The sequence below is a fragment of the Pseudomonas sp. GW821-FHT01E05 genome (assembly GCF_059422425.1).
In genome coordinates, this window is record NZ_JBWKWW010000003.1 from 344,142 (window position 1) to 359,400 (window position 15,259).

The 15,259-nt window shown below is 56.1% G+C and carries 14 protein-coding genes and 1 pseudogene; 10 read left to right on the top strand and 5 right to left on the bottom strand.

Annotation, left to right across the window (positions count from 1 at the left end; translation table 11 throughout):
* Positions 1–40 precede the first annotated feature (40 nt).
* Both AC07W5_RS08115 and AC07W5_RS08120 read right to left on the bottom strand, forming a co-directional pair.
* Positions 41–361, bottom strand: a complete 321-nt coding sequence (locus tag AC07W5_RS08115) for a transcriptional regulator (protein ID WP_494992440.1) — start codon at positions 359–361, stop codon at positions 41–43.
* 141 nt (positions 362–502) lie between these two features.
* Entirely contained in the window at positions 503–739 is a 237-nt protein-coding gene (locus tag AC07W5_RS08120; RefSeq protein ID WP_494992441.1) for a glutaredoxin family protein, read from the bottom strand.
* Between the two features lie 220 nt (positions 740–959).
* Between AC07W5_RS08120 and AC07W5_RS08125 the strand changes: the two genes are divergently transcribed.
* Positions 960–2,915 carry a monovalent cation:proton antiporter family protein gene (locus tag AC07W5_RS08125; protein WP_495010640.1) on the top strand — a complete coding sequence of 652 codons (1,956 nt, stop codon included), beginning with the start codon at positions 960–962 and terminating at the stop codon, positions 2,913–2,915.
* A gap of 145 nt (positions 2,916–3,060) precedes the next feature.
* On the opposite strand, the gene AC07W5_RS08130 is transcribed toward AC07W5_RS08125, so the two are convergent.
* A complete protein-coding gene (locus AC07W5_RS08130) occupies positions 3,061–4,269 on the bottom strand; it encodes an ammonium transporter (protein WP_494992443.1) in 1,209 nt (402 codons plus the stop codon).
* A gap of 334 nt (positions 4,270–4,603) precedes the next feature.
* On the opposite strand from AC07W5_RS08130, the gene AC07W5_RS08135 reads away from it, so the two are divergent.
* From AC07W5_RS08135 to AC07W5_RS08175, 9 genes and pseudogenes are all read left to right on the top strand, one after another.
* Positions 4,604–4,918, top strand: coding sequence for an ElaB/YgaM/YqjD family protein (locus AC07W5_RS08135; protein WP_419116508.1), 315 nt, complete (start codon positions 4,604–4,606; stop codon positions 4,916–4,918).
* A 1-nt stretch (position 4,919) separates the two neighbouring features.
* Positions 4,920–5,309 carry a phage holin family protein gene (locus AC07W5_RS08140; RefSeq protein WP_494992444.1) on the top strand — a complete coding sequence of 130 codons (390 nt, stop codon included), beginning with the start codon at positions 4,920–4,922 and terminating at the stop codon, positions 5,307–5,309.
* Positions 5,306–5,647 (top strand): hypothetical protein, encoded by a 342-nt coding sequence (locus AC07W5_RS08145; protein ID WP_495023159.1) that lies wholly within the window; start codon positions 5,306–5,308, stop codon positions 5,645–5,647. The genes AC07W5_RS08140 and AC07W5_RS08145 overlap by 4 nt, the downstream gene beginning before the upstream one ends.
* A gap of 116 nt (positions 5,648–5,763) precedes the next feature.
* Positions 5,764–6,927 carry an EAL domain-containing protein gene (locus AC07W5_RS08150; protein WP_494992446.1) on the top strand — a complete coding sequence of 388 codons (1,164 nt, stop codon included), beginning with the start codon at positions 5,764–5,766 and terminating at the stop codon, positions 6,925–6,927.
* 69 nt (positions 6,928–6,996) lie between these two features.
* Positions 6,997–8,328 (top strand): deoxyguanosinetriphosphate triphosphohydrolase, encoded by a 1,332-nt coding sequence (locus tag AC07W5_RS08155; RefSeq protein WP_494992447.1) that lies wholly within the window; start codon positions 6,997–6,999, stop codon positions 8,326–8,328.
* 279 nt (positions 8,329–8,607) lie between these two features.
* The gene (locus AC07W5_RS08160) at positions 8,608–9,036 is read left to right on the top strand and encodes a response regulator (protein WP_495010735.1); all 429 of its coding nucleotides are present in this window, start codon (positions 8,608–8,610) and stop codon (positions 9,034–9,036) included.
* Positions 9,037–9,288: 252 nt separating this feature from the next.
* Positions 9,289–9,915, top strand: coding sequence for a response regulator (locus tag AC07W5_RS08165; RefSeq protein WP_494992449.1), 627 nt, complete (start codon positions 9,289–9,291; stop codon positions 9,913–9,915).
* A gap of 8 nt (positions 9,916–9,923) precedes the next feature.
* Positions 9,924–13,568 carry a transporter substrate-binding domain-containing protein gene (locus AC07W5_RS08170; protein WP_495023160.1) on the top strand — a complete coding sequence of 1,215 codons (3,645 nt, stop codon included), beginning with the start codon at positions 9,924–9,926 and terminating at the stop codon, positions 13,566–13,568.
* 69 nt (positions 13,569–13,637) lie between these two features.
* Positions 13,638–13,793: pseudogene (locus AC07W5_RS08175) on the top strand (HD-GYP domain-containing protein); the annotation flags it as partial.
* A gap of 1 nt (position 13,794) precedes the next feature.
* Here AC07W5_RS08175 and AC07W5_RS08180 read toward each other — a convergent pair.
* Together AC07W5_RS08180 and AC07W5_RS08185 are read right to left on the bottom strand one after the other, a co-directional pair.
* Entirely contained in the window at positions 13,795–14,277 is a 483-nt protein-coding gene (locus tag AC07W5_RS08180) for a GAF domain-containing protein (protein ID WP_494992451.1), read from the bottom strand.
* Positions 14,274–15,164, bottom strand: a complete 891-nt coding sequence (locus tag AC07W5_RS08185) for an ATP-binding protein (RefSeq protein ID WP_494992452.1) — start codon at positions 15,162–15,164, stop codon at positions 14,274–14,276. The genes AC07W5_RS08180 and AC07W5_RS08185 overlap by 4 nt, the downstream gene beginning before the upstream one ends.
* Positions 15,165–15,259: the final 95 nt, after the last annotated feature.

Consider the following 15,259-nt stretch of genomic DNA (forward strand, 5'->3'; position numbering starts at 1 on the left):
TGAACCTAGGAGAGTTTCGGGCACAGGCAACTCACGGCCCTCAGGCATGAGTCATCCCGGGTTGCGCCGCGGCTTCGGTAAACTCTTTGAGCCAGCGCAGTACATCAACAGCCTCCCAGCGTCCTGGATCATAAAGCGCATACAACACCCCCTGATAACCCACCACATCCAGCTGCCGGTGGTAACCCGCGCGCTGAAACAAGGCTTCGATTTCAGCGAAGCAGGTATTGAAGTGCAGCTTGTTGAAGGGAGTTTTCCCTTCCGTGACCAGACCATCCAGACGCAATTCGAGCACGGCCTCGCGGACGACGTCAGCGGACATCCGGTTCACGCTGCTCTTCAATTGTTCGACATTGACCATGGGATTTCCCTCTGTTTTCTTGATTCGCCAGCTGAGAGACATGGCAGAACACTCGATAGCTGTATAGACATACAGTAACCGAATATTACGTCTCTCGCCAACGGATTACAGAAGGATCGACAAGCGCAGAGCCAGTATTGATCAACGCAAAAAAGCTACGACCTGCTCGGCATCGAAGGGCCAATCCAGTTCGGCACCGGTATCGATACGTCGCAGGACCGGGATACGCAAGCCGTAGTCTTCGACCCATGCTTCGTTTTCGGCAATGTCGACCAGTTCCACCAACAAACCGCGCTCGACCAAGGGCATCACTTCGGCTTCGGCAAGTTCACAGAGATGGCAACCAAGGGTGCCGAATAGCTGGCATTCAGAAGGCATGACAAACAGACCACCAAGGAATAGGCATTCATTCTAGGCCCGACGGGAAAACACGTCGAGCCAAGGGATTTACCTGACCGGACATAACCATCAGCCGCCGACATCAGGTAGCTCCACACAAGAATGACGCAGATCATTCTCCCTCAGAGCCGATTGCGCGATGCTCGCGGCTTCTTTGCCTCTACGCTCTGCTAGTCAACGCCCCTGACCGGAGACTTCTGTGTTCGCAAACCTGTTGATCATCCTCGCCTCGTCACTGGTGGTGATTGCACTGTTCCGGCGCCTGCAACTGCCACCGGTGTTGGGCTATCTGTGCGTCGGCCTGCTGGTGGGGCCAACTGCATTCGGCTGGGTGAATGACAGCGAAGAGTTACCGGACCTGGCCGAGCTGGGCGTGGTCTTCCTGCTTTTTTCACTGGGGCTTGAATTCTCCCTGTCTAAAATGCTCGCGTTACGTCACGTGGTCTTCGGTCTGGGCAGCCTGCAGGTGCTGGTTACAGGTGTACTGCTGGGCGGCGTGTTGTTGCTGTCCGGAGTGCCGACTACCTCAGCCTTGTTACTCGGGGCCGGCCTGGCACTGTCTTCGACCGCCATCGTCAGCAAAGAATTGACCGGTCTGGGCGAGATCTTCAGCAGCCACGGCCAGAATGCAATCGGCGTGCTGTTGTTCCAGGATGTGGTCGCGGTGCTCTTGCTGACACTGGTTCCAGTGTTTGCCGGCAGCAGTGATCAGGCCTGGTATTGGGCGCTGCCGACCACCCTGGGGAAAACTGTCGTGCTGTTTGTCGGCCTGCTTTTGGCCAGTCGCTGGTTGCTGCCACGACTGTTCCATGAAGTCGCCGCGTCCCATTCCGCCGAGTTGTTCGTGCTGCTGGCATTGGTCATCGTGCTACTGACCGCCTGGTTGACTCATCTGCTGGGGCTCTCTCCTGCCCTGGGTGCCTTTCTAGCCGGCATGCTGCTGGGGGAAAGCCATTACCGGCATCAGATCGAAGCCGATATCCGGCCGTTCCGCGATATTTTGCTGGGGTTGTTCTTCGTCAGTATCGGCATGTTGATCGACCTGCAGTTATTCGCCAGCCACGGTGTATATATCCTGGGTCTGACGCTGGCGCTGTTGCTGATCAAGGGCGCCGTGGTGACGGCTCTGGTCAAATGGCGCGGTAGCGACGGCGAAACAGCCTGGCGTAGCGGACTGGCACTGGCTCAAGGAGGCGAATTCTGTTTTGCGCTAATGGCGCAGATGCAACAGAGCAATTTGATGCCCACCGACATGAGCGGTCCTCTGCTGGCGGCAACCTTCTGTTCGATGCTGTTGACGCCGCTGCTATTGCGCGCAGCCCCAGGCATCGCCGCCCGCTTGCATCGCAAACCCAATGAGGAGGCGAAACTGGAAGAAATCACCGAGCTGAATGCCGAATTGCACGGGCATGTGGTGATCTGCGGTTATGGTCGTGTGGGCCAGTCCATCGGCCGTTTTCTGCGGCGCGAACAACAGCGATTCATCGCGCTCGATGACGACCCGGTGCGAGTCCAGGAAGCCGCGGCCGGTGAAAGTTGCGTGCACTATGGCGACTCACGTCGCGGCGAGTTGCTCGCGGCCGTCGGACTCGAGCGGGCACGGTTGCTGGTGATTGCCGTGGACAAGACTGACATCGCCTTGATCGTGCTCAAGGAAGCCCGCCGAATCAACGCTGACGTCCCGATTCTGGTTCGAACCCGGGATGACAGCCAATTGGCTGAGTTGAAAGCCGCAGGCGCCAACGAGGTTGTCCCGGAGTTGCTCGAGTCAAGCCTGATGCTGGCCTCTCATGCGCTGATCATGCTCGGATTACCCGAACAACAGGTCCAGGCCAACGTCGACGAAGTCCGGCACAACCGCTATCGCCTTCTGCATGGTTTTTATCACGGCGCGCAGAGCAACCTGCTGGACAACCGGGGGCAGCCCAAGGTGTTGATGCATGCAGTCAATCTCGGTACCGGCGCCCATGCCTGCGGCTTGCCGCTGAACGATCTGGCGCTGGAGCAGCTGGGCGTGGACGTGCAGGCCGTGCAGCGCGGTGGCAACGAACTGGCAACTGACGCTGTCACCCACCTGCAGGCAGGTGACACAGTACTGATGTCCGGCACCTTGTCAGCCCTCGAGGCCTGTGAAGCACGATTGCTGGGCGGGTAATAAAGCGGATGGAAGGGAAGCACAAGGCCTGTAGGAGCCGAGCTTGCTCGCGATGCAGGCGGCGCGGTGCATCAGGCAAGCCTCGCCATCGTTCATCGCGAGCAAGCTCGGCTCCTGCAGGTAAAGCAATTTCAGATTCGCACAATCAATCCAGGCTCACTGCGCCGATCTTGTGCACGGACAAATCAGCCCCGTAATACTCCTCTTCCTGGCTCAACCGCAGACCATGGAAATACTTGATCGCGCCATACACCGCAAAGCCCCCGGCAAAGGCTATGACGATACCCACAGAGGTTCCAATCAACTGGCTGATCAAACTGACTCCGCCCAGACCTCCCAAAGCGCTCTGACCGAAAATTCCGCAAGCAATCCCGCCCCAGACGCCGCAAAGCCCATGCAACGGCCAGACACCCAACACATCATCAATCTTCCATTTCCCTTGCGCGGCGGTGAAGCACCACACGAACAAAGCCCCGGCAATGGCGCCGGTTACCAGTGCGCCGACCGGGTGCATCAAGTCGGAACCTGCGCAAATCGCCACCAGCCCGGCCAATGGGCCGTTATGCAGGAAGCCCGGGTCATTGCGACCGACGATCAGAGCCGCCACGGTGCCGCCGACCATCGCCATCAACGAGTTGACCGCGACCAGGCCACTGAGCCCTTGCAGCGTTTGCGCACTCATCACGTTGAAGCCGAACCAGCCGACAATCAGGATCCACGACCCCAACGCCAGAAACGGAATGCTCGACGGTGCGAAGGCCACCAATCGTCCATCGCGGTAACGGCCCTGCCGCGGCCCCAACAACAGTACCGCCGCAAGCGCCAGCCAACCGCCCATGGCGTGCACCACCACCGATCCTGCGAAGTCATGGAAACTCGCGCCAAAGCGCGCCAGCAACCAGGCTTGCAGACCAAAATTGCCGTTCCACACCAAGCCTTCAAAGAAAGGATAAATGAACGCCACGATCAGCGCCGTCGCACAGAGCTGCGGGGCAAATCTGGCTCGCTCGGCAATCCCCCCGGAGATGATCGCCGGAATCGCCGCAGCAAAGGTCAGCAGGAAGAAAAACTTCACCAGCCCATAACCATGATCGGCACTGATCACCGCCGCTGGCTGCATGAAACTGACGCCATAGGAAATCCAATAGCCTATAAAGAAGTAGGCCAAGGTCGAAATGGCGAAATCGCTGAGGATCTTCGATAACGCGTTGACCTGGTTTTTTTGCCTGACCGTACCCACTTCAAGGAAGGCGAAACCGGCATGCATGGCCAGGACCATGACCGCGCCCATCAGAATGAACAGCGTGTTGGAGCTATGGACCAGACTGTCCACAGCACTTTGCAAATTTTCCATGGAGATGGCAGACCTGAATGCAGGAAAAAGCACCAAAGCAGTTCAAGAACTCCTTTTGCGCACCAAATTGGCACCCGCCTTGGCAACGGCTTTTGTATGGGTGAACCGCTTTGGCGCAGGAATTGCGAACAGGCAATCGCCGCTAGGGGTTTTTCGCGGGTTTTAATTATTTAGGTTAAGGTTTTCATGGCTCGCGCCACATTTACGCCCAGCTTCAGCGCAACATCGCTCGCCTGCGCACCATGACAAAGCAAAAGCTGTACCAGGCAATTGCGCTGAACCTTCCGGCAAGCCTCATACTCGAAACATTCAGAAGCCACCTACGGAGATAACCATGGCCAGCAAAACAGCAAAGACTGCTCAAGAAATACTGATGGCGGATTTTCAAACGCTGGTCAATGACACCGAGAGGTTGCTGGAGCACACCGCGACACTGGCCGGTGATCAAGCTGATGAACTGCGCAGCCAGATCCACGACAGTCTGTTGCGCGCCCGCGAAACCCTGCAACTGACCGAAGACTCCCTGCGCGAACGCAGCAAAGCTGCGGTCACCGCCACCGAAGACTACGTACAGGCCAACCCATGGCAGTCGGTGGGAATTGCCGCCGGGGTAGGCTTTCTGATCGGCCTGCTGGCGACGCGGCGCTAATATGCCTATTGACGAATCCGGCTCGTCCGCAACGGGCCCAAGCACCTCATCCCGGCGCTTGGGTGCCGCTTTCCTGGGTTTGTTGCACAGCCATGTCGAGTTGTTCGGTATCGAGTTGCAAGAGCAAAAATCACGGACCGTAAGCCTGTTGTTGTTCGCAGGTCTGGCACTGGTTTTTGCCTTGCTGTTATTGGTTGGGCTCTCGGTATTGGTATTGATCCTGCTCTGGGACACTTATCGCCTGGCCGCAATTATCGGCCTGTGTGTCTTCTATACGCTCGCCGCACTCTTTTGCGCGCTGCGTATGAAAGCGGCAATCTTCGACGAGTCATCACCCTTCAGTGCCACGCTTGAAGAGTTGGCCAACGACAGGGAGCGCCTGCTGCCATGAGCCCGCCTGAGATACCCCAACTCCATACCCGGCACGAGATGCGCAAGGCCTTGATCCGGTTGCGCATGGAAATGCATCGCCAGGAAATCCGCCATGAATCCCAGAACCTGCTGCGACCCTTACAGCGTGTGCGAGGGATGACACAAAACATGAAGGACGGCTTCGGCATCAAGCACGCGCCACTCTGGGGCGTTGCCGCAGTGACCTTGCTGGGGTTTCTGACCGGCAAAGGCGCCAAGGGCGGTGGCATCAGCAGTCTCACCCGGCTGGTCAGTCTCGGCACCAGCCTGTTGCCGCTGATCAAGCTGGCGATGCAAGGCTCCTCTGGCAAAAGCTAGTCTGGCTGCATTCTTGCAAAGCTCATGGATCAGACCTCTTTATCGCGGGGTCTGGTCCTGCCTGTCTACCCGATAGCCGAGGCACATCCCCAACAAGACCTTACTAAGGAGGCTCTGTGATCGACGGGCAACCGCTTGCCTGCTTTCAGCCATTCATCGACACCGCAACCGGTCGCATTGCCGGAGTCGAAGCCCTGGGCCGCCTGCGTCAGGCCGATGGTCAATTGACCTCGGTCGGGCCGTTGTTTGCAGATCCGCGAACACCTTCTGCCTCGTTACGACGCCTTGATCGCCTGGTCCGCGACAACGCTTTGAGTCGCCTGCATGAGGCCCCTCAAGACTGGTTCCTGAGCCTGAATATGTCACCTCGCTGGATCAGCCGCTTACGCTCTGGCCAGGCGCTGCCGAGCCTCAAACAATTGCAGCGGCATGGCGTTGATCCTCGACGCATCGTATTCGAGATCACTGAACTGGGCGGAAACGTCCAGCGTTTGTCTGAGGTTGTGGAGCGTTATCGACAGGCAGGTGCGCGCATCGCGATCGATGATTTCGGTGCCGGCTATTCTCAGCTGGATCGTGTACTGGCGTTACAACCAGACATTCTCAAACTGGATATGCGCTTGTTCCAGGCTGCGGCTCGCGGCGGGCCCAGCAGTGATGTAGTCAAAGCGCTGGCGCAGATGGCAGAAAAAACCGGGTGCTGGATCATCGCTGAAGGTGTGGAAACCGAGGCCGAACTGAATTTCGCCCTGGAATGCGGATCACGCTATGTCCAGGGCTATCTGTTCGCCAAAGCCGAGGTCGGGCTCTTCCCCACCGATGCGTTCGTCGAACGCTTTGCCCGACTGCGCGAACGTTATGTTCAACAAAAACTGACCGAGCGGGCCCGCTTGATGGTGATGCGCCAACAGCTCGGCGAACTGATGGGCATTCTGCAAGCATGGGCACAGGCTCAAGCGCCACTCAGCCAACTACCCCAACTGCACGCCTTCCCATGGTTGCTGCGCTTTTATCAATGTGACCGCCATGGCACGCAACTCACCCCCAATCTTGAATGGCGCAACAATGCCTGGCAGGCAGACAGCAGTTACCTGGGCCACAACTGGTCCTGGCGGCCGTACTTCTATCACTTGCTGGCAGAGGGCTGGGATGAACGCAGACTGACGCTGTCCAACACCTACCGCGACGCCACCAGCAACCAGTATTGCCTCACCGCTGGCCAATTCTTCGACAACGGTCAGCGCTTACTGCTGATCGATATTGACGCGCTGGGGCTCTAGTTCCACTTGCAGCGAGGTGCGCGAACCGGGAAGCTAGGGTCTGTTGACACTCGCCGGAGAGAACCAGCCTTGGATTGGCAAACCCTGCTTACCCGCGAACGACTCGGAAAGCCGTTGCACAGCCCGGAAGAACTCGGCCGCAGTCCGTTCCATAAAGACCACGACCGCATCATCTTCTCTGGCGCCTTCCGCCGCCTGGGCCGCAAGACTCAGGTGCATCCGGTTTCCAGTAACGATCATATCCATACGCGTCTGACCCACTCCCTGGAAGTAAGCTGTGTGGGTCGCTCACTGGGCATGCGCGTGGGAGAAACGATCCGCAGCGCCCTGCCTGACTGGTGCGAACCCAGCGACTTGGGCATGGTGGTGCAATCGGCCTGCCTGGCTCACGACATCGGCAACCCACCGTTCGGTCACTCGGGCGAAGATGCGATCCGCCATTGGTTCCAGCAGGCCGCAGGCCGCGGCTGGCTTGACGACATGACCGAAGTCGAGCGCAATGACTTCCTCAATTTCGAAGGTAATGCTCAAGGTTTTCGAGTGCTCACCCAACTGGAATACCACCAGTTCGACGGCGGTACGCGGCTGACCTACGCGACACTCGGCACCTACCTGAAATACCCGTGGACCGCCCGTCACGCGGACTCATTGGGCTACAAGAAGCACAAGTTCGGTTGCTATCAGAGCGAGCTGGCGCTGCTGGAGCAGATTGCTCATAAACTCGGCCTGCCTCAGCTTGAGGAACAACGCTGGGCTCGTCATCCTCTGGTCTACCTGATGGAGGCCGCCGACGACATCTGCTACGCCTTGATCGACCTTGAGGACGGCCTGGAGATGGAGCTTCTGGAATATGCCGAAGTCGAGTCTTTGCTGCTGGGGCTGGTCGGTGATGATCTACCGGAAACCTATCGCCTGCTCGGGCCGCAGGATTCGCGTCGGCGCAAGCTCGCGATCCTGCGCGGCAAAGCTATTGAGCACCTGACCAATGCCGCCGCACGAGCGTTTGTTGAACAACAGGATGCGCTATTGGCCGGCACACTCCATGGCGACCTGGTCGAACATATGCACGGTCCAGCCAAGCGTTGCGTTTTGAATGCCAAAGACATGGCACGCAAGAAAATTTTCCAGGACAAGCGCAAGACCTTGCATGAAATCGGGGCTTACACCACGCTGGAAATTCTGCTGAATGCCTTTTGCGGTGCCGCCCTGGAACAGCATGGAGGTCGTACGCCATCCTTCAAAAACCGTCGCATCCTCGACCTGCTGGGTAACAATGCCCCCGACCCGAGCCGGCCTTTGCACGCATCCTTCCTGCGCATGATCGATTTCATTGCTGGCATGACAGACAGTTACGCCAGCGAGATGGCGCGAGAGATGACCGGACGCTCCAGTCCGCAGTAAAAACTATCGGTCAGCCGTGTCAGAAATTCCCTCTGCGGCTGACCGAATTTTCTCAAACTTCGGGTACATCCCAGCACCCAGAGAATCCCCCTACAGTACGTGCTGAGCAAACTGATCGAATTTATCTGCATATTCGCGAAATAATCGCCCTCCATCCTGTACGACATAATGAACCGACCCCATCGTCCACGGACCGTCAATAAAGCAATCCCGAGGCTGGCGAACCATTGCCCGGTCGTTGAACTCGACCAGGATGGGCTCTTGCGCATGGAAAACGATATGCTCAAACACGACGTGCGCATCCTGCTGGTGGAGGACCATCCTTTTCAGCTGACAGCAACCCAATGTCTACTTAACAGTTATGGCTTCCACCAGTTGACCCCGGCCCACAATGCCGAAAGCGCATTAAGGCTAATGCAACAGGCACAAATGCCATTCGAAATTCTCCTGTGTGATCAGTGCTTGCCAGACCTTCTGGGTCTTGAACTGATTGACCTGGCAAGCCGTCAAGGTTTTATACACAGAGCCATCATTTTAAGCAGCCTCACTCTGAATGAACTGAACGAGCTGAAAAACCAGGCGAGTGAGCGCGGCCTGCCACTACTCGGTTACTTGACCAAACCGCTGAACCACCGGGAACTGAAAACGCTACTGGTCTGCGCAGCAATAAATAGCGAACCCACAACAAGCGGCGGCTCACGTGTTTAAGAAACTAGCCACACTTCGAGTAGGAATATTTACGAGCCCCCAGTGAAAAACACCATATTTTAAATCACTTCCACTTACATATCGGTTAAAAATTGAGTCACCATTCCACCAAACCTTGCCCAAGGGTAATCCATCGCCTTTTCTCATGTAGGACTCATCCTATATTGCACCAGCAGACCAGTCAGTTCATGCCTGTGCGCCCCCATCTGAGCTAAGGTGCGCGCTTTATTTGCGCTCGCATGGGATTTGATTATGAACTCGGTTTTTATTGTCGACGACCACCCCGTTATCCGCCTTGCAGTCCGTATATTGTTAGAGCATGAAGGCTATAGAGTAGTCGGTGAGACGGATAATGGAGTTGATGCCATGCAAATGGTCCGGGAATGTATGCCGGACCTGATCATCCTCGACATCAGCATTCCTAAACTCGACGGACTGGAAGTTCTCTCGCGTTTTAATGCAATGAGTACGCCCCTGAAAACGTTGGTTCTGACGGCACAATCACCCTCCCTTTTTGCCATCCGCTGCATGCAATCCGGAGCCTCCGGTTATGTCTGCAAGCAGGAGGACTTGAGCGAATTGATAAGTGCCATCAAAGCGGTCCTCTCCGGTTACAACTACTTTCCGAGTCAGGCCTTGAACCCTGCTCGACTGGATGACAAATCATCTATCGAGCTGGACTTATTTAAATCGGTCAATGACCGAGAGCTCATGGTACTGCAACTATTTGCTCAAGGCCGTACAAACAAGGAAATTGCCAATGGAATGTTTCTTAGCAACAAGACCGTCAGCACCTATAAAAAAAGACTCATGCAAAAGCTCAAAGCCAAGTCCATGGTAGAACTTATCGAGATGGCAAAACGTAATGCGCTAGTGTGAGAAACAGGATGCCCTGGCGTTTAAAGGACTATTTAATATTATTGAGCGCAGGTTTTTGCCTGAGCACCTCTGTGTCCGCTACACAAAACGGCATCGAGCACTACACGCTGCTCAGTCGCTCAGGCGGCGGTCACATGGAAGTCCAACTGGACAGAACACAACTGCTGCCGGTCCAAAACAAGCGCGAACTGGTCCTGGGCACTTCCGCTGCGGATTACCCTCCCTTTGACTTGACCACCAGCGGTCATGACTACGAAGGGCTCACGGCAGATTACGCAGGTATCCTCGCAAAAACGCTGGCCCTGCCCATGAGGGTGCAACGTTTTGCCTCAAGGGAGGCAGCCATAGAGGCACTTGAGAAGGGATACATCGACCTGCTCGGTACCGCTAACGGCTTTGAGGCCAATAACCCGAACCTATTGCTTTCAACGCCCTACGCCGTGGACCAGCCGGTCCTGGTGACTCGAAAAAGAGAAAACCGCTCGCTGACCGATGGCCTCGCGAACATGCGCCTGAGTATGGTCTATCACTACCTGCCGCTGGATGAAATAAAGGCGCTATACCCCAAGGCCATCATCACCACCTTCCCCTCGTATCAGAATGCGATCAACGCCGTTGCCTTTGATCAGGCGGATGTCTTCCTCGGCGACACCATTTCGACTCATTACATGATCAACAAGGGTTATCTGAAAAACATCCAGATGGCCAACTTCGGCAAACACGAGGCCAATGGCTTCGGCTTTGCGGTGCGCAAAGATGACCAGAACCTGCTCACTGTTATCAATGCGATCCTCAAGGCCGTACCACCCGGTGAGCGAGAAAATATCGCTAAACGCTGGAGCGCCGGAAGCGACATTCTTCTCACTGACCACAAACTGCAACTGACCTCTGCAGAAGAGCGCTGGCTGACACAGCATCCGATTGTTCGCGTCGTAGTGAACGAGGCCTTCGCCCCACTCACCTTCTTCGACGCCGATAACAACTTGCGCGGCATCACCGCGGACCTGCTGGAACTGATCAGGCTGCGCACCGGCTTGCGTTTCGAGATTCAGCGTAGCCGCGGTGTCAGCGAAATGATCAAGCAGATTGAAGAGAACAAAGCTGACATCATAGCTGCCATCCCGCCCGGCAATGAACGGGAGAGCAAACTCAGCTTCAGCCGCCCTTATCTGGAAACCTCATATGTACTGCTGACTCAAAAAGGCTCCGCAAGCTTCGCCAACCTTGAGCAACTTCAAGGCAAACGTCTGGCAATCACCCGAGGCGATCCTTTGGTGAGTTTTCTGCGCAGTGAGTTTCCACTCATCCGCCTGGTTGAGACCCGTGACACCTTCAGAGCGACCGAGCTGCTAGCCCAAGGCCAGGTCGAAGGTGCCGTGAATTCACTGGTGATAGCCAACTACTTCGTCTCATCGCAGGCGTTCCAGGACAAGCTCCAGATCAGTGCCACTATCGGGACCCGGCAAGCAGCCTTCTCACTGGCTACGGCACGAAGTGCGACGGAACTGAACTCCATCATCGACAAGGCACTTTTGAGCATTGCGCCGGACGAACTCGGAATCATCAACAGTCGCTGGCGTGGCCATACGACGCCTGCCGACAGTTACTGGCGCAGCTATCACCGCCTGTTTTACCAGATTGTTTTGGGTATCGGTCTGCTGTTGCTGATTTCCCTGGCCTGGAATGCCTATATGCGCAGGCAAATCAAACAGCGGCAAATGGCCGAACGGGCACTCAATGATCAGTTTGAATTCATGCGAGCCCTGGTTAACGGAACGCCGCATCCTATTTACGTGCGTGATCGGGAAGGACGTCTACAAAGCTGCAACGACAGCTATCTGGAGGCCTTTTGCACCACGCGAGAAGAGGTCATTGGCAAAAACGTCATGCAAGGGGGGTTGAGCAACGAATTTGAAGCACGCGAATACCAGGCCGATTATCAACGGGTGGTGGCCGAAGGCATTCCTTTGATCCTCGATCGCACGCTGCATATCGGCAAACGAGAACTGACAATCTACCACTGGATTCTCCCCTACCGTGACTCGACAGGAGAGGTCCGGGGCATCATTGGAGGCTGGATCGACATCAGCGAACGCCGCCAACTGTTCGATGAACTGAGGATGGCTAAAGAACAGGCCGATGACGCAAATCGAGCTAAAAGTACATTCCTGGCAACCATGAGTCATGAAATTCGCACACCAATGAATGCAGTGATAGGCATGCTCGAATTAACCTTGAAACGTGCTGACCAGGGTCACCTTGATCGCCCGGCCATTGAAGTAGCGTACAACTCGGCAAAGGATCTGCTGGATCTGATCGGCGATATTCTCGATATCGCCCGCATCGAGTCAGGCCGTTTAAGCCTTGCCCCTGAGCAAGTCAACTTGCGCGCGATCATCGAGTCGGTGATTCGGGTTTTTGACGGACTGGCCAGGCAAAAAAACCTCAACCTGTTACTGGAATTCAATTCGAATGTGCAGGAGACCGATGCACTGATTGATCCTCTGCGTTTCAAACAGATACTGAGCAATCTGGTCAGCAACGCGATCAAGTTTACCGTACACGGTCAAGTCAAGATCCGGGTCGATATACAACCCACCGAAGAACCACAACAGATTCAAATGCAGTTGCAGGTTCAGGACTCGGGAATTGGTATTAGCGAAGATGACCAACAACGCCTGTTCGAACCCTTTGCTCAGGCTGAAAGCCCCAACCATCTGGCCAGGAGTGGTACTGGTCTGGGCCTGGTCATCAGCCGCAGTTTGTGTGAAATGATGGGAGGGCTTTTGACTTTAACCAGCCAGGCCGGGGTAGGTACTCAAGTTCATGTGTCGTTGAAAATGACCAACCTGCCGCCCAAATTGATGATCTACGAGGTCGTTCCTGCTCCTCCTGCCGCGTGTGCCGTATTAAACGTCCTGGTGGTCGACGATCACCCGGCAAACCGTTTGCTCATGTGCCAGCAACTTGGGTTCCTTGGTCATCACTATACGGTCGCTCACCAAGGCGCTGCGGGTTTGCGGGCCTGGGCAGACGGGCACTTCGATCTGGTGATCGCGGACTGCAACATGCCCGTCATGAATGGCTATGAACTCACCCGGGCCATCCGTGAGAACGAACAACAGGGGCAGTTGCCCCCGTGCACAATTCTGGGGTTCACCGCCAACGCCCAGCAGGAGGAAAAGCACCGCTGCAAACAGGCCGGGATGAACGATTGCCTGTTCAAACCCATCAGCCTTACCGCGTTGAATCAACGGCTGGCCGAACTCAAGCCATTACCCTTCAACAACGCCTTCAATCCCGATAGCCTGCACTTGATGACCGGAGGGAATCCACAACTCGTTCTACGCTTGCTCACTGAACTTCTAAGCAGCACCCGTCAGGACCGAAAGACACTGCACGCACTCCAGCATGAGGGTGAGAGGCAATCGCTGATCGATATCGCGCACAAGATCAAGGGCGCAGCTCGAATGGTGCAAGCCTTTTCGCTGACTGATCATTGCGAAGCACTTGAGCAATCCTGTATCGAAAATGCCAGCACGGAGAAGGTCGATGCCTGCGCAAAAGCCATTGAGCACTCCATGCTTGAATTGGAGCGAGCGCTACACAGACAAATCCAGCGGCACACTCAGCCCCCCGGGCCCGAATCTTGAGAATGAAGCAAACGCCTGTCCGAGACAGACATCCTCAGTAAGCTGCTTAAGGACACTCGACAGAACTCTATTGCCGGTGGCCATCACGAAAAAATGGACGGCACCGGTTATCCCGAACAGTTGAAACGCGAGGAGATGAGTCTGCCGGCGCGAATGATGACAATCGCCGATATTTTCGAGGCGCTGACTGCGGCAGACCGCCCCTGCAAGAAGGCCAGGCGCCTGATCAGCAGTCGCTCAAACGCAGGAAAATAGCCGCCAACTGTTCGATGCCCGCCTGGTCCTGCTCGGTAAAACGCGCCAGTTTCGGGCTGTCCAGATCCAGCACACCAATCAACCGACCCTCTTTGACCAGCGGTACCACCAGTTCACTGTTCGACGCACTGTCGCAGGCTATATGCCCGGCAAACGCATGCACATCCTCGACCCGCTGGGTTTGCAGGGTCGCAGCGGCAGCCCCGCAGACACCGCGCCCGAACGGGATTCGCACACAGGCGATCTGGCCCTGAAACGGTCCGAGTACCAGTTCCTCATTGCGATTGAGGTAGAACCCGGCCCAGTTCAGGTCATCCAGCTGGTTGAACAAAAAGGCCGAAAACTGCGCAGCGTTAGCAATGAAGTCACGCTCATCGGCCAGCAACGATTCCAACTGCGCACACAGGAGCGCATAGCCATCGAGTCCTGCGCCACTTTTCTGCAAATCGATCATGCTTTTTGCTCCAACAACTGTAGCCCTACCCAATACCGCGCAAATTGATATGCGCAACGTCCATTGCGATTGCCCCTTCCGGTCGCCCAGCGGACCGCCAGAATATCAAGCTCGTCGGTACGCTGCCACGCAAGACCGGCTTTACGCGCCAGCTCACCGATCCAGTGTTCGACCACATTGAGAAAGTGTTCCTGGGTGAAAGGATAAAAAGACAACCACAGACCAAAACGGTCCGACAAGGCAATCTTGTCTTCCACCGCCTCATTGGGATGGAGTTCACCATCGACCATCTTCCAGTTCTCGTTGTCGCTCTGTTTCTCCGGGACCAGATGTCGGCGGTTAGAAGTCGCGTACAACAGGACGTTGTCCGGAGCCTGTTCCAGCGAGCCGTCGAGTACACTCTTTAGAATGCGATAATCACCCTCGCCCGCCTCGAACGACAAATCATCACAAAACAAAACGAACCGCTGTGGCAGCTTTTGTAATTGCTCGACCACCCGCGGCAAATCCGCCAGGTGATCGCGCTCAATCTCAATCAGACGTAAACCGGCCTTGGCGTGCTCCGCGAGCAAGGCCCGAACAAGCGAAGACTTACCCGTCCCGCGTGAGCCCCAGAGCAATGCGTGGTTGGCCGGCATGCCATCCAGGAACTGTCGGGTATTGCGACCTAACTGCTCACGTTGTTTATCCACCCCGATCAGATCGGACAAACGCATGTCCAGACTGACCTCCAGCGGCAACAGAAAACCACTGCGCCCTTCGCGCTGCCAGCGGGCGGCCAGACACTGAGTCCAGTCGATGGTTTGTCGCGGCGCGGGCAACAAAGGCTCCAAACGAGCCAGAACCGCATCGGCGCGTTCAAGAAAAGCATTCAATCGGGAATCCACGACTTCTCCTCAGGCACGTTCACAGTAATGATGTTATCCAGACAAACGCAGCATCAAGCACCGGTTCGTAGCTGAATGAAAGACTGACGTCAGGT

Bases quoted from the DNA above. Each gene is read 5' to 3' on its own strand.
- AC07W5_RS08145 (WP_495023159.1), top strand. From the start codon at position 5,306: ATGAGCCCGCCTGAGATACCCCAACTCCATACCCGGCACGAGATGCGC.
- AC07W5_RS08135 (WP_419116508.1), top strand. From the start codon at position 4,604: ATGGCCAGCAAAACAGCAAAGACTGCTCAAGAAATACTGATGGCGGAT.
- AC07W5_RS08120 (WP_494992441.1), bottom strand. From the start codon at position 739: ATGCCTTCTGAATGCCAGCTATTCGGCACCCTTGGTTGCCATCTCTGT.
- AC07W5_RS08180 (WP_494992451.1), bottom strand. From the start codon at position 14,277: ATGATCGATTTGCAGAAAAGTGGCGCAGGACTCGATGGCTATGCGCTC.
- AC07W5_RS08170 (WP_495023160.1), top strand. From the start codon at position 9,924: ATGCCCTGGCGTTTAAAGGACTATTTAATATTATTGAGCGCAGGTTTT.
- AC07W5_RS08140 (WP_494992444.1), top strand. From the start codon at position 4,920: ATGCCTATTGACGAATCCGGCTCGTCCGCAACGGGCCCAAGCACCTCA.
- AC07W5_RS08165 (WP_494992449.1), top strand. From the start codon at position 9,289: ATGAACTCGGTTTTTATTGTCGACGACCACCCCGTTATCCGCCTTGCA.
- AC07W5_RS08160 (WP_495010735.1), top strand. From the start codon at position 8,608: ATGCTCAAACACGACGTGCGCATCCTGCTGGTGGAGGACCATCCTTTT.
- AC07W5_RS08130 (WP_494992443.1), bottom strand. From the start codon at position 4,269: ATGGAAAATTTGCAAAGTGCTGTGGACAGTCTGGTCCATAGCTCCAAC.
- AC07W5_RS08115 (WP_494992440.1), bottom strand. From the start codon at position 361: ATGGTCAATGTCGAACAATTGAAGAGCAGCGTGAACCGGATGTCCGCT.